The organism is Streptomyces sp. NPDC006385 (assembly GCF_040612485.1).
GTDB lineage: Bacteria > Actinomycetota > Actinomycetes > Streptomycetales > Streptomycetaceae > Streptomyces.
Window position 1 is genome coordinate 1 of sequence record NZ_JBEXQG010000007.1, and the last position, 18,970, is coordinate 18,970.

An 18,970-nucleotide genomic window follows, 5' to 3' on the forward strand; every position below is an offset into this window, starting at 1 on the left:
CCAGTGCACGTGGGCGTTGCCCTGCTGGCTTCCCAGCGAGAGCAAATACGTCCGCCCAGACCCCCGCTTTCGGCCCTGAACGGGCCTCGTCCTCAAACGCCGGACGGGCTGGAAGCGGCGGAACGGCGCCGCAGGACGTGACCGTCGCCTGAGGGGCAGAGCCCGTCCGGGTGGGTGGGGCTGAGGACGGCGCAGGATCGCCCTCAAACGCCGGGCGGGGTGAAACACCCCGACGGGCACCGCAGGGACGTGACCGTCGCCTGAGGGGCAGAACGCCCTACTGCTGGGGGTGGTGCGGCGGGATCGGGGGCAGGGTGCCCTTCGTCTCGTAGTCGGCCAGCATCGTGATGCGGCGGGTGTGGCGGTCGTCACCGGAGTACGGGGTGCCCAGGAAGGTCTCGACGAACTTCGTCGCCTCCTCCAGCGTGTGCATGCGCGCGCCCACCGCGACGACGTTGGCGTCGTTGTGCTGGCGGCCCAGCGCCGCCGTCTCCTCGCTCCAGGCCAGCGCGGCCCGGACGCCCTTCACCTTGTTCGCGGCGATCTGCTCACCGTTGCCGGAGCCGCCGATCACGATGCCGAGGGCCTCGGGGTCCGCGGCCGTCCGCTCGGCCGCGCGGAGGCAGAAGGGCGGGTAGTCGTCCTGGGCGTCGTAGATGTGGGGGCCGCAGTCGACCGGGTCGTGGCCCGCCGCCTTGAGCCACTCGACGAGGTGGTTCTTGAGTTCGAAGCCCGCATGGTCGGAGCCGAGATACACGCGCATGGAACGAGTGTGACACGGCTGTTTCGGGGCAGCAGCGCCGGGTGTCGATCGATTTAATTGTGACACACGCTATAGAAGCTCAAGGAAACCTCAAGTAACAATCCTGAATCAAAGGTTCCCGAATCCGTTCTCCTCGGATTCACTGGTCCGACTCGTACACCGCTCGTGCGACTCGTACACCGCTGGTACGGGAAAGCCCCTCCCCAACGGCGCAAAGGAAATCCGTTCCAATGACTTCGCAGCCGACGCAGAAGCCGGCCGAACCGGCCGCAGGCGGCCACGGCCTACAGGCAGGTCTCAAGAACCGCCACCTCTCCATGATCGCCATCGGCGGTGTCATCGGTGCCGGGCTGTTCGTGGGATCCAGCTCCGGTATCGCCACCGCCGGACCCGGCATCCTCCTCTCCTACGCTCTCGTCGGCACGCTCGTGGTGCTGGTGATGCGGATGCTGGGTGAGATGTCCGCGGCCAACCCGACCTCCGGTTCCTTCTCCGCGCACGCCGACCGGGCGCTCGGAAGCTGGGCGGGGTTCTCCATCGGCTGGCTGTACTGGTTCTTCTGGGTCGTCGTGCTGGCGGTGGAGGCGACCGCCGGTGCGGTGATCCTGGAGGGCTGGATCCCGGCCGTTCCGCAGTGGGCGTGGGCGCTGATCGTGATGGTGGTGCTGACCGCGACCAACCTGGTCTCCGTGGGCTCCTACGGTGAGTTCGAGTTCTGGTTCGCGGGCATCAAGGTCGTCGCGATCGCCGCGTTCATCGTCATCGGCGGGCTCGCCGTGTTCGGGCTGCTCCCGGGCGTCGACAGCGAGCAGGCCGGGCTGAGCAACCTCACCGCGCACGGCGGCTTCCTGCCCCATGGTGCCGGCGCCATCCTCACCGGCGTACTGCTCGTCGTCTTCTCCTTCATGGGCAGCGAGATCGCCACCCTGGCCGCCGGTGAGTCCGAGAACCCGCAGCAGGCGGTCACCAAGGCCACCAACAGCATCATCTGGCGTGTCGCCGTCTTCTACCTCGGCTCGATCTTCGTCGTGGTCTCCCTGCTCCCCTGGGACAGCAAGTCGATCGCCAAGGACGGCTCGTACGTCGCCGCGCTGAACTCCCTGGGCATCCCGCACGCCGGTCAGATCATGAACTTCATCGTGCTGACCTCGGTGCTGTCCTGCCTGAACTCCGGCCTCTACACCGCCTCCCGCATGGCCTTCTCCCTCGGCCAGCGCGGTGACGCGCCGAAGGGGTTCGCCCGCACCACCGGCAGTGGTGTGCCGCGGACGGCGATCCTCGCGTCCGTCGCCTTCGGCTTCGTCGCGGTCTTCTTCAACTACAAGTTCCCGGACTCGGTCTTCCTCTTCCTCGTCAACTCCTCCGGTGCGGTCGCCCTGTTCGTCTGGCTGGTGATCTGCTTCTCGCAGCTGCGCATGCGGAAGATCATCCAGGCCGAGGCGCCGGAGAAGCTGGTCGTGAAGATGTGGCTGTACCCGTACCTGACCTGGGCGACGGCCGCGCTGATCGTGTTCGTCCTCGGCTACATGCTCACCGACACCGAGCACGACGGCCGCAAGACCGTGCTGCTGTCCCTGCTCGTGGCCGCGGTCGTGCTGATCGTCGCCTTCGTGAAGGAGAAGGCCGGCGGCGGGCGTCCCGCGAGCGCCGAGGGGACCGTCTCCGACGTGTCGCGTGACGAGATCAAGACCGGCTGAGTCCGGCTGAGTCCGGCTGAGTCCGTCCACTCCTCGGGGAGGGGTGGTGGGGTGCGCGCCGTTGCGGGCCCCATCGCCCCTCCCCCTTCTTTCGGTCCGGTCACAAGCACCCGCCGTCACAGCACCGTGAAGCTGTCCCTCACCCTCGCGTAGGTCTGCGGCTGACCTGACGGCGCCTGTCAGGTCAGCCGACCGGGTCCGTTCGCCGGACGTCGTCACCGCCGACGGTCGACTGCGCCCTGTCACACCGGAGTCCGACCTGTACCGGGCTCCACGGCGGCTCCCTTCGCCGCCGCACCGGGACATCGCGGCGCCATGTGCGCGGTGCAGATCAATCATCTGGGCGGGGCGCAAGCCGGGCCGGTGCCGAACTCGGTGCCGGGGATCGCGGCGGTGGGCGGTACGGCGCCGAGACGCGAGAGAGGCTCGCCGGACTGAGGTCGCGGTGCGACCCGGCGAGCCTCTTCCGCGGGAACTACGGCGTCAGCGGTCGAGCAGCTTCCAGGCGGTGGGCAGGGCGCCCATCGCCAGGGCCGCCTTGAGGGCGTCGCCGATCAGGAACGGGGTGAGGCCGGCCGCGATCGCGGCGGATGCCGACATGCCGGTGGCGAGGGCGAGGTAGGGGACGCCGACGGCGTAGATGATCGCCTCGCCCAGCAGCATCGCGCCGGCCGTGCGCAGCGGGGTGCGGTCGGCGCCGCGACGGGCCAGGGCGCCGACGACGGTGGCGGCGAGGATCATGCCGAGGACGTAGCCGAAGGACGGGGCCGCGGCGCCGGAGGTGCCCTCCGCGAACCACGGCACGCCCGCCACGCCCGCGAGCGCGTACAGCACGAGGGAGAGGAAGCCGCGGCCGGCGCCGAGGGCCGTGCCGACGAGGAGCACCGCGAGGGTCTGGCCGGTCACCGGCACCGGGGAGCCGGGCACGGGCACCGCGATCTGGGCCGCGAGGCCGGTGAACGCGGCGCCGCCGACGACGAGCGCGATGTCGCGGACGCGGGAGGCCGGGAGCAGGTCGGCGAGGACCTGACCGGTGCGGGCGGGGGCGACGGCAGCGGTGCTCATGGGGACTCCGCGGGGTGAGGGCAGTACGGGACGCTGTGACGCTATACCGGGGCGCGCGGTCCGATCACCGTCAGTGGTCGACAAAGGGGTGTTCGCGGGCTTGGTGGACTCCGGACAAAGGATGGGCGTGACACCGGGTACGGGGTGATGTCGCTCACTGAGGCAGGGACGTGTGGCTCACATGCCGGACCGGAAGCGGACTGTAGGGTTTCGCCAATCGATTGCCCGCATGGACCGCCATCCCGCCGGGGGACGCGTCGCACCGCACCCCCGTCGCGGCGTGATCGGCGCATCACCTACGGTGCGGCGGATGTCCGCATAGTGGACAGTTCCTGCTTCTGGGCGGAGAGGCTGCCCAGACTGTGGGCGTTTTTGCCCTCTCACGCATTGGACCAGCCGCGCCCATGCCCCACACGACCACACAGACGCCCGCGAAGGCGGACGGCGCCTCCCTGTCCCACGGCCTGAAGCAGCGCCATCTGTCGATGATCGCCCTCGGCGGCGTCATCGGCGCGGGCCTGTTCGTCGGCTCCGGCGCCGGTATCGCCGCCGCCGGCCCCTCGATCGTCATCGCGTACGTCCTCTCCGGCCTGCTGGTGATGCTGGTGATGCGGATGCTCGGCGAGATGTCGGCGGCGTATCCCTCCTCGGGCTCCTTCTCCGCGCACGCCGAGCGGGCTCTCGGCCCTTGGGCGGGCTTCACGGCCGGCTGGTCGTTCTGGGTGCTGCTGTGCACGGCCGTCGGCCTGGAGGGCATCGGCGCCGCGAAGATCGTCGCCGGGTGGCTGCCGGGCACGCCGGAGTGGGCGTGGGTGGCGCTGTTCATGGTCGTCTTCTGCGGCACGAACCTCGCCGCCGTGAAGAACTTCGGCGAGTTCGAGTTCTGGTTCGCGGCGCTGAAGGTGGGCGCGATCACGCTGTTCCTGGTGGTGGGCGGCCTCGCGATCGCGGGCGTCCTGCCGGGCACGGACGCGCCGGGCACCGCGAACCTCACCGGCGAGGGCGGCTTCCTGCCGAACGGCAGCGAGGGCCTGATCATCGGCCTGCTCGCCTCGGTCTTCGCCTACGGCGGCCTGGAGACGGTCACCATCGCGGCCGCCGAGTCGGAGAACCCGGTCGGCGGCGTGGCGCGCGCGGTCCGCACGGCCATGTGGCGCATCGCCCTGTTCTACATCGGCTCGATGGCGGTCGTCGTCACCCTCGTCCCCTGGAACTCCGAGCAGATCGTCGAGAAGGGCCCGTACGTCGCCGCCCTCGACCACCTCGGCATCCCCGGCGCCGGCCAGCTGATGAACGTCGTGGTCCTGGTCGCCCTGCTGAGCGCCATGAACGCCAACATCTACGGCTCCTCGCGCATCGCGTACTCGCTGGTCGAGCGCGGCCAGGGACCGAAGGCCCTCGGCCGGGTGTCGGGCGGCGTCCCGCGTATCGCCGTCCTCGCGTCGTCGGTGTTCGGCTTCGTCTGCGTGGTGTTGAGCTACTGGCGTCCCGACGACGTCTTCCCCTGGCTGCTGAACATGATCGGCGCGGTCATCCTCGTCGTCTGGATCTTCATCGCCGTCTCCCAGCTGCGCCTGCGCCGCCGCCTGGAGCGCGAGGCTCCGGAGAAGCTGGCCGTGCGGATGTGGGCGTTCCCCGTGCTGACCTGGGCGGCCCTGGCGGGCATGGTGGCGATCTTCGTCCTGATGGCCCGGGAACCGGGCACCCGCGTGCAGTTGTACTCGACGGGCGGGATGACGCTGTTCCTGGCGGCGATCGGGTTCGCGTGGCAGAAGCAGAAGGCGCGCGCCAAGAGCTGACGTCCCGCGTCGGAACCGAAGCCCCTCGTGTGATCCGCATGATCCACACGGGGGGCTTTTTGCTGTTAGCTTGTTATTGCGAGCTTTTTGCAACAAGCTCCCGCACGGGCGTCCTGCCCTCGTGATCGTCTTCTCACCCTTCACGGCGGCAGGCGGAATGAAGGAAGCCCCCGCGAGGACGTGACTCGCGGGGGCCTTCCCGGCAGGCGGAAGGCCCCGAACCGGTTGCAGCGGTGATCTTTAGCTGCGTAGGGTCCCCCACGGGACATCGGACAACCGTTCGCGCAGCCCCTCGATCGCCGAGGTCAGAGAGTGAGCAGACAGATGCAGCCGACGTTCGTGCTGGTTCACGGAGCCTTCGGGAACTCCTTCTCCTTCGCGCCGCTCCAGGCCGAACTCGGCCTTCTCGGGCACCGGTCGGTCGCTGTCGACCTCCCCGGCCACGGTTTCGGAGCGAGCTACCCGCACGCCTATCAGGCGCCGCAGGACCTCGAAGGACTCGCCACCGCACCCGGCTCGATCAAGGGCGTCACGCTCGCCGACAACGCCGCGCACCTGATCGGGATCCTGGAACGGGCCAAGGAGAACGGGCCGGTGATCCTCGTCTCGCACAGTCGTGGCGGTGTCACGGCCACCGCCGCGGCCAACGCACGGCCCGACCTGATCGACCGCATCGTCTACGTCGCGGCCTGGTGCCCGGTCGAGCTGGACGTCAACGACTACTACGCCGAGCCGGAGATGGCCACGGTCGACGCCGCTTCGCTGGGTCTGGCCATGGCCGGGAATCCGGCCGAACTCGGCCTGCTCCGCGTCAATTTCCGCACCGCGGACCCGGACGCCCTCGCGGCGTTCAAGGCGGCCTTCCTCGCCGACGGCACCGACGACGAGTTCCTGACCTTCCTGAACACCTTCCAGCCCGACGAGAACCTGGACGTCGGTACCTCCGCCGACCGGGCGCAGGCCGCGACCTGGGGCGGCATCCCGAAGACCTTCGTGCGTCTGGCCGGCGACGCGAGTATGCCGCTCGCCCTGCAGGACCGGCTGATCCGCGAGGGCGACGCGCTGACGCCGGAAAACCCCTACGACGTCCGCACCCTCGAAGGCAGCCACCTGAAGTGGCTGGTCGACCCGGCGCCGGCGGCCCGAGTCCTGGGGGAGCTGGCCGCGCTCACGGTCCGGTCGTCCTCCTGACCGGTGACGCGCCGGGCTCCGTCATGGGCCCGTGGTGCTACGGCAGGTCCGGCTCGCACGGCACGTTGAGGGAGAGAAGGGCGGCGCCGCCGTCGGATCTCACGAGGAGTTCGCTGACCGCCGCGTTGCGCAACCGCGGGAACACCCTGCGGTACTCGCCCGCCGGGATCGACAGCAGCGTGCACAGCACCAGGCGGAACAGGGTGTTGTGGGCGACGACGAGGACCCGTTCGCCGGGGTGGGCCGCCGCGATGCGGCGCAGGGCGGCGGCACCGCGTTCGGCGGCGGCCACGGGGTTCTCCGCCCGGGGGAAGGGGTGCGCCACCGGGTCGGTGCGGAAGGCCCGCGCCGCCTCGGGGTCCTCGGCCGCGAACTCCGCGAGCGTACGGCCCTCCACCACCCCGAAGTCGCATTCGCGCAGGTCGGGTTCGCGGCGCGGGGTGAGGCCGAGGGCCCGGCAGGCGGGCTCGGCGGTGACGACGGCCCGGGACACCGGTGACGTCCAGATCGCGTCGACCGGGTGGGCGGCGGCCCAGCGGCCGAGGGCCTCGGCCTGGGCGCGGCCCGTGTCGGTGAGGGGCACGTCGCTCACGCCGGCGTAGCGGTTCTCGGCATGCCAGATCGTCTGCCCGTGCCGGGCCAGCAGCAGCGTCGTACCGGTGCTCGTGCTCGTGCTCATGAGTCCGCAGTATCCCCGTCCAGGCGTGCGTGTGCGTGCGCCGCGACCGGCGGTGGGAGCCAGCCCCGCGAGGCGAGTTCGTCGACCAGGCGGGCGTACGGTTCGGCGAAGCGGGCGGTGCGGTCGGGGCGGGGTTCGACGGTCGTGCGGATGCTGACCATGGCCTCCGCGGCCTCCTGAAGGCGGGGTGCCGCGCCCGCGCCGTACGCCGCCAGCGCGGCCATCCCGAGGGCCGGTTCCGTCTGCTCGGGTACCCGTGCCGGGCGACCCAGGATGTCGGCGCGCAGTTGGTTCCAGTACGCGCTGCGGGCGGCGCCGCCCGTGAAGGTGAGGGTCCCGTCGAGCGGGGCGCCCAGGTGGTGCAGGTAGTCCAGGCACAGGCGTTCCGCGAAGCCGACGCCCTGGAGGAGCGCGGCCCACAGGTCGGCGTCCGACTCGGGCTCGCCCAGGACGAGCGCGACGGCGTCCGGGGCCAGGAACGGGAAGCGTTCGCCGGGTGACACCAGGGGGTAGGTGATCGCGCCGGACGGCTCATGGGCCGCGGCCAGCTCGTCCATGGCCGCGGGGTCGGCGCCCGCGAACGCCGCCGTGAGCACGCCCGCGCCGACGCTGGAGGCGCCGCCGGGCAGCCAGCTCCCGTCCGGGGCACGGTGGTTGTAGACCACGCCGGTCGGGTCCCGGACCGGCTCGGGAGACGCGCCCTTGAGGACCAGGGTGGTGCCGAGCACCGAGTTCCAGGAGCCGGGGCGCAGCGCGGCGGAGGCGATCTGGGCGGCGCAGCCGTCGGTCATCCCGGCGAGGACGGGCGTGCCGGCGGGGATGCCGGTGGCGTCGGCGGCGGTCGCGCAGACCTCGCCGAGCCGGGTGCCGGGGCGCACCACGTCCGGGATCGCCGTGTCGGGCAGGCCCAGCCGGGGCAGCAGGGACGGCCAGGCGTCGCGCTCCACGTCGTAGCCGGTCTTCAGGGCGTGGCTGGAGTCGGCCGGGGGCAGCTTCCCGGTGAGGAGGGAGACGATCAGGTCCGGCTGGTGGGTGATCCGCCCCGGACCGTAGGCGTCGGTCAGCCACAGCGCCTTCGGCAGCGCCCAGGTGTCCTGCACCGCGAGTCCCGCCATCCGCGCCCGCGCCCCCTGCGCCGTCGCCCGCCCGTCGTCGTACATCAGCGCGGGGCTCATCGGCCGCCCCGCCCCGTCCGTCAGCAGCACGGTCCCGGACGTCCCGCACACCGCGAGCCCGCCGACCCGCACCCGCGAACGCCCCTCCAGCGCGGCACGGGACGCCGCGCACAGCCCGTCCCACCACTCCGCCGGATCCTGCTCGTGCCGCGCCCCGTCCCGCCGCCCGGCCAGCGGGGCCGAGCCGCTGCCGAGGACCGTGCCGTCGCGCGCCACGAGCAGCACGCGCACGCTCTGGGTGCCCAGGTCGATCCCGAGCCAGGCCTCGTCCCCGACCCACTCGTCCGCCATCCGGAACCTCCCGCTCATCGCGATCCGATCCGTGAACTTCTCACTCTGCACTGAGATTTTCCGGTGCGCGAGGGATTGACGACCAACTTCCGCCGTTCCACCCTCGGTTAGCGAGTCGACTCGCCGTGTTAACCCGCAGCCTGACCGAGCCCCCACGTGGAGGTCACGGATGGACAAGCACGTGCACGACCGCCGCCGCTTCCTCGCCCTGACCGCCGCGGCCGCCGCGACCCCGCTGCTCGCGGCCTGCGGGGCCGGGTTCGGCGGTGACGACGAACAGAGCGACGGCTCGGCCGCCGACGACGTCACCGGCTCCTTCGACTGGAAGCGGGAGCAGGGCACGACCGTCAAGGCGCTGCTCAACAAGCACCCGTACACGGACGCCCTCGTCGCCGACCTGAAGTCCTTCACCGAGAAGACCGGCATCAAGGTCGAGTACGACGTCTTCCCGGAGGACAACTACTTCGACAAGCTCACCGTCGACCTGTCCAGCGGACGCGCCTCGTACGACGTCTTCATGCTGGGCGCCTACATGGTCTGGCAGTACGGGCCGCCCGGCTGGCTGGAGGACCTCGGCCCGTGGATGCGCAACTCCTCGGCCACCGGCGCCGAATGGGACCAGGCCGACTTCTTCCCGAACCTCCTCCAGGCCGACCAGTGGTCGCTCAAGGCCGGTGCGCCGCTCGGTCAGGGCGGGCAGTACGCGCTGCCGTGGGGCTGGGAGACGAACGTCGTCGCCTACAACACCGACGTCTTCGACAAGCTCGGCCTCAAGCCCGCCGAGACCTTCGACGAGCTGCGCGAACTCGCCGGGACGATCAAGCGGAAGGCGCCGGGCGCCGGATTCGACGGCATGTACGGGATCGCCGTACGGGGGTCCAGGAGCTGGGCCACGATCCACCCCGGCTTCATGACGATGTACGCCCGTAACGGCCTCAAGGACTTCACAGTCGCCGGCGGGAAGCTCACACCCGCCATGAACACCCCGGAGGCCGTCGCCTTCACCGAGGACTGGGCCGGCATGGTCAAGCAGGGCGGACCGCCGTCCTGGACGTCGTACACCTGGTACCAGTGCTCCAGCGACCTCGGCGCGAAGAAGGCCGGGATGCTGTTCGACGCGGACACGGCCGCGTACTTCCAGGCGGTCGAGGGCGCCAGCCCCGCTTCCGGGAAGATCGCCTTCCATCCCGGGCCGAAGGGGCCGGACGGGTCGCTGGCCACCAACATGTGGATCTGGTCGCTCGGGATGAACGCCAAGAGCAAGAAGAAGAGTGCCAGTTGGCTGTTCCTCCAGTGGGCCACCGGCAAGGAGCACCTGCGCAAGAGCGCGATCACGCACAACCACATCGACCCGGTGCGCAGGTCGATCGCGGAGGACGCCGCCTACAAGGACAAGATGCGGCACCTGCCCGGCTTCCTGGAGACCTTCGAGGCCGTCGTCGACCAGACGAAGATCCAGTTCACGCCGCAGGCGCAGTTCTTCGACGCGACCACCAGCTGGGCCGCCGCCCTCCAGGAGATCTACGGCGGCAAGGGCGCCGAGTCGGTGCTCGACGGGCTGGCGGGCGACCTCGCCGACAAGGTGGGTTAGCGCGATGGGATGGCGGCTCGCCCTGCGCCCGTACGTTCTGATCGTGCCCGCCCTGCTGCTGACCTGCGGGATCCTCTACCCCTTCGCGCTCGGCCTGTACTACACGCTGTTCGACTTCTCGGCGAGCAAGCCGCAGCCGGACATGGTGGGGTTCGAGAACTACGAGACGGTCTTCACGCAGGGGGCCTTCTGGAACTCGGCGTGGGTGACGGTGCTGTACGCGGTCGGGGCGGCCGTCGTGGAGACGGTCCTGGGCGTGGCCGTCGCCCTGCTGCTGCACCGGTCGACGCTGCTCGGGCGGGTGCTGGAGAAGATCCTCATCCTGCCGCTGATGATCGCGCCGGTGATCGCGGCGATCATCTGGAAGCTGATGCTCCAGCCGTCGGTGGGGGTGGTGAACTACCTGCTGAGACCCTTCGGCCTGGGCGGAGTCCAGTGGACCGACACCCCGACCGGGGCGCTGCTGTCGTCGATCGCCGTGGACGTCTGGGTCTACACCCCGTTCGTGGCGATCCTCGCCCTCGCCGGGCTGCGGTCGCTGCCCACGTCCCCCTTCGAGGCGGCGGCCGTCGACGGGGCGGGCTGGTGGTACACCTTCCGGCGGCTGACGCTGCCGATGCTGTGGCCGTACGTCCTGGTCGCGGTGATCTTCCGGTTCATGGACTCGCTGAAGGTGTTCGACATCATCTACGCCCTGACGGAGGGCGGGCCGGGCGACTCGACCGTCGTCCTGCAGATCCGGGCCTACCTGGAGGCGATCCGCTTCCAGCGGTACTCCTTCGGGATCAGCTACACGATCGTGCTGTGGGCCGTGGTGTATCTGGCCGCGATGGTGCTGGTGAAGCACCTGGGGAAGATCCAGCGCAAGGCCGCGGAGGTGGCTGCCAAGTGACCTTGAGGAAACGGCTGTCGGGTTGGGCGGCCGACGCCGCCCTGGTCCTCTACTTCGTCTTCGCGCTGTTCCCCATCGCCTGGATGGTGATCCTGTCGCTGAAGCCGGCCAACCAGCTCTTTTCCACGTACTTCTCCTTCTCCCCCACCCTCGACGGCTACCGCACGGTCCTCGGCGACAGCGAGGGCATCCCGTTCATGCGGTTCTTCGTCAACAGCCTGGTCGTGTCGCTGGGCGCGGTGGCCCTGTCGCTGCTCGTGGGGCTGCCGGCCGCGTACGCCTCGGCGCGCTGGCGGTTCAAGGGCTCCGAGAACCTGATGTTCACCTTGCTGTCGTTCCGGTTCGCGCCCGAACTCACCGTGATCATCCCGCTGTTCGTGCTGTACCAGAAGCTCGGGCTGTTCGACACGTACGTCGGCATGGTGTGGGTGCTCCAGCTGGTCACGCTGCCGTTGATCGTGTGGATCATGCGGTCGTACTTCGCCGACCTCACACCCGAGCTGGAACAGGCGGCGCTGCTGGACGGCTACACCCGCAAGCAGGCGTTCGTGAAGGTGGCCCTCCCCCTGGTCAAACCGGGTGTGGCGGCCGTGTCGCTCCTCGCCTTCATCTTCGCCTGGAACAACTTCGTCTTCCCTCTCATCCTGACCTCCAACGAGGCCCAGACCGTCACCGTCGGCGCGCTGTCCTTCCTCGGCGGCGACCGCCCCAAGTACAACCTGACGGCCGCGGCGGCGCTGGTCTCCGTCGTACCGCCGCTGCTGCTCGCGCTGACGATCCAGCGGTATCTGGTGCGCGGGCTCTCCTTCGGGGCGGTGAAGTCGTGATCACGCTGGAGGGGATCAGGAAGACGTACGGCAGGACGACGGCCCTGGACGGCCTCGACCTCGACGTCCACGAGGGCGAGTTCTTCTGCCTGCTCGGCCCGTCCGGCGCGGGCAAGACGACCACGCTCAAGACGGTCGCCGGGCTCGAACAGCCCGACGCCGGAACGGTCCGGCTCGACGGCACGGACATGCGCGGCGTCGAGCCGTACGACCGTGGCGTGGCGATGTGCTTCGAGAGCTACGCCCTGTACCCGCACAAGTCGGCCTACGACAACCTCGCCTCACCCCTGCGCTCCCCGCGCCACCGCCTTCCCGCCGCACAGGCCCGGGAGCGGATCGGAGAGATCGCCGAACTCCTCGGCATCTCCGCCCTGTTGGACCGCCCGGTCGGCCAGTTGTCCAACGGCCAGCGCCAGCGCGTCGCCCTCGGCCGGGTCCTGGTCCGCCCCGCCCGCGCCTTCCTCCTCGACGAACCCCTCTCCCACCTGGACGCCAAGCTGCGCCAGCAGATGCGGGCCGAGCTGAAGGCGATCGGGGCGGTGCGGCGCACGACCACCCTCTACGTCACCCACGACTCCGTCGAGGCGCTGGCGCTCGGCGACCGGATCGGGGTGCTGCGCGAGGGGCGGATCGTGCAGACCGGGACGCGGGAGGAGATCTGGTACCGGCCCTACGACACGGAGGTCGCGCGGGCCTTCGGGCGCCCCCGGATCAACCTCCTGCCGGGGGCCGTCACGGCCGACGGCGGATTCCGGTCGGCGGACGGACGGGTCGAGCTGCCGGTCGCAGCCGGGGCCGCGCCCGGCACTCAGGTGCTGATCGGCGTCCGGCCCCGCGACCTCACCCTCGGCGAGGGCCCCGGCCACGAGCTCACCGGCACGGTCTACGTCACCGAGGTGCTCGGCCGGTCCGTGGAGGTCACCGTCCGGCTCGGCGAGCGGCACCTGTCGCTGGTCGCCCCGCGCGGCGACGCGGCCGGCCTGCGTCCCGACGACCCGGTACGGCTGTCGGTCCGGCCTGAGAACCTGCTGCTGTTCGAGGCCGACCGGCCGCAGCGCCCAGGACGACGGATCGAGATGAACGCACGATGAGCAGCAGCAACAGCGGCGGTCAGCAGGGCGGCCCCGCCGCCCGCCAGGCCGCCATGGCCGAGCAGGTGCTCGCCGACGGCTCGGCGACCGCCGCCGACCTGGCCGAACGCTTCGGGGTGAGCCTGATGACGATCCACCGGGACCTCGACGAGCTCGAACGGCAGGGCATCGTACGGAAGTTCAGGGGCGGGGTGACCGCACAGCCCTCCGGTGTCTTCGAGTCCAATGTCCAGTACCGGCTGAAGACGATGCGCGCGGAGAAGGCCGCCGTCGCCGACCGCGCCCTGAAGCTCGTCGAGCCCGGCATGGCGATCATGCTGGACGACTCCACGTCCACCCTGGAGATAGCCCGCAGGCTGCGGCTGGGCGAGGTCACCCCCCTCACGGTCGTCACCAACTTCCTGGAGGCGATCAATCTCCTCTCCGACCAGCGCGGCATCCACCTCATGGCCCTGGGCGGCGACTACGATCCGCTGCACTCCTCCTTCCTCGGCGTGTCCTGTGTGGAGGCGATCGAGCAGCTGCGCGTGGACGTCTGCTTCGCGTCGACCTCGGCGGTGCGCGGGGGCTACGCCTACCACCAGGAGCAGCACATCGTGTCGGTGAAGCGGGCCATGCTCGACGCGGCGGCCCGCAACGTCCTGCTGATCGACCACACCAAGCTCGCCCGGGTCGCCCTGCACCGGGTGGTCCCCCTCTCCCGCTTCGACCTGCTCCTCGTCGACGACGGGGCGTCGGCGGAGGCGCTGCGGGACCTGGACGAGCACAAGGTCACCTACGAAGTCTGCGCGAAGCCGCCGACCGTGACGAAGGGCAGCGATGACCGAGCTGGAGCTACGTGATCTGCGCAAGACCTACCGCGCGCGGGGCCGTCCGGCCGTGGACGCCGTGCGCGGCATCGACCTGACCCTGCGCTCCGGCGAGCTGCTCGGCCTCCTCGGCCCGTCGGGCTGCGGAAAGTCCACGACCCTGCGGATGATCGCCGGCCTGGAGCCGGTGACCGGCGGAGACATCCTGGTCGCCGGCACGTCGGTGATCGAGCGACCGGCCCAACAGCGCAACATCGGGGTCGCGTTCGAGAACTACGCCCTCTACCCGCCGCTGACGGTCGCGGAGAACCTGGCGTTCGGCCTGAAGGCACGCAGGAGAGCCGACCGGGGCGACGTCGACCGCAAAGTCAAGGAGATCGCCGAACGCGTCGACCTCACCGGCATCCTCGACGCCCGCCCCGCCGGCCTGTCCAGCGGCCAGAAGCAGCGCGTCTCCCTGGCCCGCGCCCTGATCCGCGAACCGGACGTCCTGCTCCTCGACGAGCCCCTCTCCCACCTGGACGCGGCCCAGCGCGACACGACCCGCCGCGAACTCAAACGCATCCAGCGCGACCTCGGCCACACCACCATCCTGGTCACCCACGACCAGGAGGAGGCCCTGTCCCTCGCCGACCGGATCGCCGTGATGAAGGACGGCGTCATCCAGCAGCTCGGCACGCCGTACGAGGTCTACGACAGCCCGGCCAACCTCTTCGTCGCGGACTTCGTCGGCGAACCCGCGATCAACCTCCTGCCCGGCGTCGCCGAGGCGGACGCCCACGCCCGCCTGTCCGACACCGTGCGGATCGCGCTGCCGGTGCCGGTGGGGGCGGGCCGCGACGTCGTGGTCGGCATCCGCCCGGAGGACCTCGCCCTCACCGGCGAGGACGGCCTGCCCGCCCGGGTGGTGGCCCACGAGCCCCTCCTCGAATCCGGCATCGCGACCCTCGCCCTCGCCGGCGTCGACAGCCCCCTCGTCGTCCTCACCGAGCCCGACGTGCGCCTGTCCCACGACGACCGCGTCCATGTCGCCGCCGACCCCCACCTCACCCATGTCTTCGACGCCGAGACAGGAGACCGCCTGCGATGACCGACGGGAAAAGCGTGCGCGTGGTGGCCGCCGGCGACCACTTCATCCTGCCGTCACTGATCAGGGAGGCCCTCGCCCCCGAACTCGCCCACGACGTGACCGAACTGACCCTCGGCTGGCCACTGGAACCCTTCGGATCGGTGGCCGAGGTGACCGAGGCGAGCGACGCCGAGGACGAACTGATCGAGGCGCTCGCGGGTGCCCAGGTGCTGGTCACCCAGATGGGCCCGGTGACGGAACGCGTCCTCGCCGCCTGCCCCGACCTGCGGCTGGTGGTGGTGTGCCGGGGCGGCCCGGTGAACGTCAACCTGGACGCGGCCAAACGGCATGACGTCCGGGTCTGCTACGCCCCCGGCCGCAACGCCGCCGCCACCGCCGAGTTCACCGTCGGCCTGCTGCTGGCCGCCCTGCGCCGCATCCCGCAGGCCCATGACCTCCTGGCCCGGCAGGGCAGTTGGGAGGGGGCGACCTACTACACGTACGAGCACAGCGGCCTTGAGCTGGAGGACCTGCCGGTCGGGCTGGTCGGCTACGGGGCCGTCGGCAGCCGCGTCGCCCGCGTGCTGTGCGCCTTCGGCGCCCGGGTCATGGTGTACGACCCGTACGTGCACGGCGAGATCCACGGCCTGCGGATCGCCTCCCTCGACGAACTCCTGCGCCAGTCCCGGGCGATCACCCTGCACGCCCGTCTCACCGCCGAGACCCGCGGCCTGATCGGCGCCCGCGAGCTGGCCCTGCTGCCGCGGGGCGCGGTGGTCGTGAACGCGGCACGGGGGCCGCTCCTGGACGAGGAGGCCCTGTGCGACGCCTTGGAGGACGGGCAGGTGTCGGCGGCGGCCCTGGACACCTACGCGACGGAGCCGCTGCCGCCGGACTCACGGCTGCGCGCACTGGCGGAACGGGTGGTGATGACCCCGCACCTGGGCGGCGCGTCCCGCGCGGTGGCGGAGAAGGCGGCCCGCATCGCCGCCGAGGAGGTCGGCCGCTGGGCCCGCGGCGAGCCCCTGGCTCACTGCCTGACCTGAGGGCCGACCGCGCCGGGTGCGAGCCCACCAACCTCTACTGGGCCGACGACACCGGCCGCGAGAGAGCCGTAGGGGCGCGCCGGTGTCGAGACGGCGAACGCGCGGAGGCGCGAAGCGCCGAGCACGATCGCCGTCTCGACACCGGCACAAGGCGCCCCGGAGGCGACCGAGCCAGACATTCGGCACACCGGCTGCAGCAGGCACTGCACAGCCGACCGAACCACGAAGGTGGGTTGGAATGTACGTCGGTATCGATGTGGGCACGTCCACGGTGAAGGCCGCCGCCTTCGACGGCACAGGCCGTGAACTGGCCGTCGAGGCCCGCCAGGTGGGCCTCGCGCTGCACGGGGGCGTGGTCGAGCAGGACATGGAGGAGGTGTACGCGGCGGTCGTCGGCGTGCTCGACGCGCTGACGGCACGGGTCGCGGAACCGGTCGAGCTGGCCGGCCTCACCGGCCAGGGCGACGGCGTGTGGCTGGTCGACGAGGAGGGCCGCCCGGTCCGGCCCGCGGCCTCCTGGATGGACGGCCGGGCGCACGAACTGCTCGACCAGTGGCTGGCGGACGGCACGTTCGAGACGGTGTTCCGACGCACCGGAAGCGCGATGTTCCCGGGGTGTCCGGGACCACTGCTGGCCTGGTTCGACCGCTACGAGCCCGCGTCCCTCGACGCCGCGGCCACGGCGCTGTACTGCAAGGACATGGTCTTCCGCCGGCTGACCGGGGCACCGGCGACGACGGATGTCTCGGACGCGTCGATGCCGTTCCTCGACCCGCGCACCCGGAGGTACGACAACCGGGTCGTGGAGCTGCTGGGCCTGACCCACCGCCGCGGTCTGCTGGCGCCGGTCAGTGACCCGGTCGCGACGGCCGAGGCGCGCGAGGGGCTGCCACCGGGGACGCGGCTCGCGAACGGCCCGTACGACCTCCCGTCCTGCGCGCTGGGCGCCGGGGTGACCGGCCCCGGCGACGGACTGCTGATCGTCGGCACGTGCCTCGCCAGCCTCGTCGCCACAACGGACCTGGACCTGAAGGGCGAGCCGGCCGGCCTGTACATCTCCACCGACCGTCCCGGCCACTGGCTGCGGGCCATGCCCGCGATGGTGGGGACGGCGGCCCTGGACTGGGTGCTCACCACGACCGGCGTCCACCACGAGGACGTCGACGCCCTGCTCGCCGAGACGCCGCCCGGCGCGAACGGCGTCCGCGTCCTGCCGTACTTCGCCCCCTCGGGTGAGCGCGCCCCCTTCGTCGAACCCCGTCTGCGCGCCGAACTCACCGGCGTCTGCCTGGAGTCCACGAAGGCCGACCTGATCCGCGCCACCTGCGAGGGCATCGGCTACGCGGCCCGCCACTGCCTCGAAGCGGCGGGGCTGACCGGCTCCCTCGCCGTGTGCGGCGGCGGCACGCGCAGCCCTGCCTGGATGCGGCTGCTCGCCGACGTCCTGGGCCGTCCGCTGAGGGTCGTCGAGGGTGAAGTGGGAGCGCGGGGCGCGGTGTTGGCGGCAGCGCGGCGGTTCGGGGTCGCCCTGGACGCGGCGGCCTGGACCGAGCCGACGGCGATCGTGGAGCCGGACGCGGACCGGGCGGCGTACTACGCGAACGCCTACGAGGACCATCTGGCCCGGCTGGCTCGGGCGCGGCACACGGCTCGCGCCTGAACGCCCCGCCGCCCCGACGACCCGACGACCCGAGGGAGTCACATGCACCTCAGACGCCGTTCCCTGCTGCTGGCGGCCGCCGCGGCCCCGGCGGGCGCAGCCGTCTCCGCACACGCGGCCGAGCACACCTCGCACGGCCGGGGCCCGTTGGTCATAGGACACCGCGGCGCGGCCGGCTGGCGTCCGGAGCACACGGCGGCCTCGTACACGTACGCCGTGCAGACGGGCGCCGACTGGATCGAGCCGGACCTGGTGCCGACGAAGGACCATGTGCTGGTGGTCCGGCACGAGAACGAGATCTCGCAGACGACGGACGTGGCCGCGCACCCGGAGTTCGCCGGCCGGCGTACGACGAAGACGGTGGACGGGCGGTCGGTGACCGGCTGGTTCACGGAGGACTTCACGCTGGCGGAGCTGAAGACGCTGCGGGCGGTGGAGCGGCTGCCGCTGGTGCGCAACCGCAACACGGTGTTCGACGGCCGCGAGGAGGTGCTCACCTTCCAGGAGGTGGTGGATCTGGCGCGGCGGCTGTCGAAGGCGTACGGCCGTACGATCGCCGTGTTCCCGGAGACCAAGCATCCGACGTACTTCCGCTCGATCGGCCTGCCCCTGGAGCCGAAGCTGGTGTCCGCGATCCGCCGTAACCGGCTCGGGCCGCGTGAGTGCGTCGTGCAGTCCTTCGAGCCGACGAGCCTGGAACGGATCGCGGCGGAGCGGCTGAAGGTGCCGCTGTGGCAGGCGCTGGGGACGACGGGTGGGCCGTACGACCTGGTCTCGTCGGGTGATCCGACGACGTACAAGGACATGATGACCCCGGCGGGCCTGGCGCGGATCGCCGCGTACGCGGACTGGATCGGGCCGGACAAGTCGTCGGTGGCGGGTACGTCCCTCGTCGCGGACGCGCATGCGGCGGGGCTGCGGATCGGGCCGTACACCTTCCGGGCGGAGAACCAGTTCCTGCCGGCCCAGTTCCGGCGCGGTAGCGGAGCGAACGATTTCGGGGACGCGTTCGCCGAGTACGCGCTGTACTACGGGTTGGGGGTCGACGCGGTGGTGACCGACTTCCCCGATCTCGCGGTGCTGGCAAGGAGGGGCTGATGTTCTTCAAGAACAAGCACTGCCCGACCTGTGGCGGCAGCGGCCAGCAGGTGTTCAGGCCGCTCGACGCCAAGGAGAGGGCGGCGGTCGAGCCGGACCACCGGCATCTGACCGACCTGTGGCGCTGCACCGCCCCGGGCTGCCGGTGGTACCAGCGCTGGAGCAAGCAGAAGGACGGCGGCCGGCTCCCGGAGGAGCTCCAGAACCCGGAAGCCGCCGCCGAGTAA

General features: G+C 71.1%; 17 protein-coding genes. 13 read left to right on the forward strand and 4 right to left on the reverse strand.

Annotation, left to right across the window (positions count from 1 at the left end; translation table 11 throughout):
* Positions 1-277: 277 nt before the first annotated feature.
* Complete coding sequence (locus ABZ078_RS07235; RefSeq protein WP_356572488.1) at positions 278-763, reverse strand: ribose-5-phosphate isomerase; 486 nt, start codon at positions 761-763, stop codon at positions 278-280.
* Positions 764-993: 230 nt separating this feature from the next.
* On the opposite strand from ABZ078_RS07235, the gene ABZ078_RS07240 reads away from it, so the two are divergent.
* Positions 994-2,460: an amino acid permease gene (locus ABZ078_RS07240; RefSeq protein ID WP_356572490.1), complete on the forward strand. Its 1,467-nt coding sequence runs from the start codon at positions 994-996 to the stop codon at positions 2,458-2,460.
* A 483-nt stretch (positions 2,461-2,943) separates the two neighbouring features.
* Here the strand turns inward: ABZ078_RS07240 and ABZ078_RS07245 are convergent, their stop codons facing one another.
* Positions 2,944-3,525 carry a biotin transporter BioY gene (locus ABZ078_RS07245; protein WP_356572491.1) on the reverse strand — a complete coding sequence of 194 codons (582 nt, stop codon included), beginning with the start codon at positions 3,523-3,525 and terminating at the stop codon, positions 2,944-2,946.
* A gap of 404 nt (positions 3,526-3,929) precedes the next feature.
* On the opposite strand from ABZ078_RS07245, the gene ABZ078_RS07250 reads away from it, so the two are divergent.
* On the forward strand, positions 3,930-5,324 hold the full coding sequence (locus tag ABZ078_RS07250) for an amino acid permease (protein WP_356572493.1): 1,395 nt from the start codon (positions 3,930-3,932) through the stop codon (positions 5,322-5,324).
* A 312-nt stretch (positions 5,325-5,636) separates the two neighbouring features.
* A complete protein-coding gene (locus ABZ078_RS07255) occupies positions 5,637-6,515 on the forward strand; it encodes an alpha/beta fold hydrolase (protein ID WP_356572495.1) in 879 nt (292 codons plus the stop codon).
* 37 nt (positions 6,516-6,552) lie between these two features.
* Here the strand turns inward: ABZ078_RS07255 and ABZ078_RS07260 are convergent, their stop codons facing one another.
* Both ABZ078_RS07260 and ABZ078_RS07265 read right to left on the reverse strand, forming a co-directional pair.
* Entirely contained in the window at positions 6,553-7,194 is a 642-nt protein-coding gene (locus ABZ078_RS07260) for a histidine phosphatase family protein (protein ID WP_356572497.1), read from the reverse strand.
* On the reverse strand, positions 7,191-8,660 hold the full coding sequence (locus ABZ078_RS07265; protein WP_356572499.1) for an FGGY-family carbohydrate kinase: 1,470 nt from the start codon (positions 8,658-8,660) through the stop codon (positions 7,191-7,193). Before ABZ078_RS07265 ends, ABZ078_RS07260 begins: the two co-directional genes overlap by 4 nt.
* 169 nt (positions 8,661-8,829) lie before the next feature.
* Between ABZ078_RS07265 and ABZ078_RS07270 the strand changes: the two genes are divergently transcribed.
* The 10 genes from ABZ078_RS07270 to ABZ078_RS07315 all read left to right on the forward strand — a co-directional run bounded on the left by ABZ078_RS07270 (position 8,830) and on the right by ABZ078_RS07315 (position 18,970).
* On the forward strand, positions 8,830-10,251 hold the full coding sequence (locus tag ABZ078_RS07270) for a sugar ABC transporter substrate-binding protein (protein ID WP_356572501.1): 1,422 nt from the start codon (positions 8,830-8,832) through the stop codon (positions 10,249-10,251).
* A gap of 4 nt (positions 10,252-10,255) precedes the next feature.
* Positions 10,256-11,143, forward strand: coding sequence for a sugar ABC transporter permease (locus ABZ078_RS07275; RefSeq protein WP_356572503.1), 888 nt, complete (start codon positions 10,256-10,258; stop codon positions 11,141-11,143).
* Entirely contained in the window at positions 11,140-11,970 is an 831-nt protein-coding gene (locus ABZ078_RS07280) for a carbohydrate ABC transporter permease (protein WP_356572505.1), read from the forward strand. Before ABZ078_RS07275 ends, ABZ078_RS07280 begins: the two co-directional genes overlap by 4 nt.
* Positions 11,967-13,061, forward strand: coding sequence for an ABC transporter ATP-binding protein (locus tag ABZ078_RS07285; protein WP_356572507.1), 1,095 nt, complete (start codon positions 11,967-11,969; stop codon positions 13,059-13,061). The genes ABZ078_RS07280 and ABZ078_RS07285 overlap by 4 nt, the downstream gene beginning before the upstream one ends.
* Complete coding sequence (locus tag ABZ078_RS07290; RefSeq protein WP_356572509.1) at positions 13,058-13,903, forward strand: DeoR/GlpR family DNA-binding transcription regulator; 846 nt, start codon at positions 13,058-13,060, stop codon at positions 13,901-13,903. The genes ABZ078_RS07285 and ABZ078_RS07290 overlap by 4 nt, the downstream gene beginning before the upstream one ends.
* Complete coding sequence (locus ABZ078_RS07295) at positions 13,881-14,960, forward strand: ABC transporter ATP-binding protein (RefSeq protein WP_356572511.1); 1,080 nt, start codon at positions 13,881-13,883, stop codon at positions 14,958-14,960. Before ABZ078_RS07290 ends, ABZ078_RS07295 begins: the two co-directional genes overlap by 23 nt.
* The gene (locus ABZ078_RS07300; RefSeq protein ID WP_356572512.1) at positions 14,957-15,985 is read left to right on the forward strand and encodes a 2-hydroxyacid dehydrogenase; all 1,029 of its coding nucleotides are present in this window, start codon (positions 14,957-14,959) and stop codon (positions 15,983-15,985) included. The genes ABZ078_RS07295 and ABZ078_RS07300 overlap by 4 nt, the downstream gene beginning before the upstream one ends.
* Before the next feature lie 238 nt (positions 15,986-16,223).
* Positions 16,224-17,645, forward strand: a complete 1,422-nt coding sequence (locus ABZ078_RS07305; RefSeq protein ID WP_356572514.1) for an FGGY-family carbohydrate kinase — start codon at positions 16,224-16,226, stop codon at positions 17,643-17,645.
* A gap of 42 nt (positions 17,646-17,687) precedes the next feature.
* Positions 17,688-18,743 (forward strand): glycerophosphodiester phosphodiesterase family protein, encoded by a 1,056-nt coding sequence (locus ABZ078_RS07310; protein ID WP_356572516.1) that lies wholly within the window; start codon positions 17,688-17,690, stop codon positions 18,741-18,743.
* Positions 18,743-18,970, forward strand: coding sequence for a hypothetical protein (locus ABZ078_RS07315; RefSeq protein ID WP_356572518.1), 228 nt, complete (start codon positions 18,743-18,745; stop codon positions 18,968-18,970). The genes ABZ078_RS07310 and ABZ078_RS07315 overlap by 1 nt, the downstream gene beginning before the upstream one ends.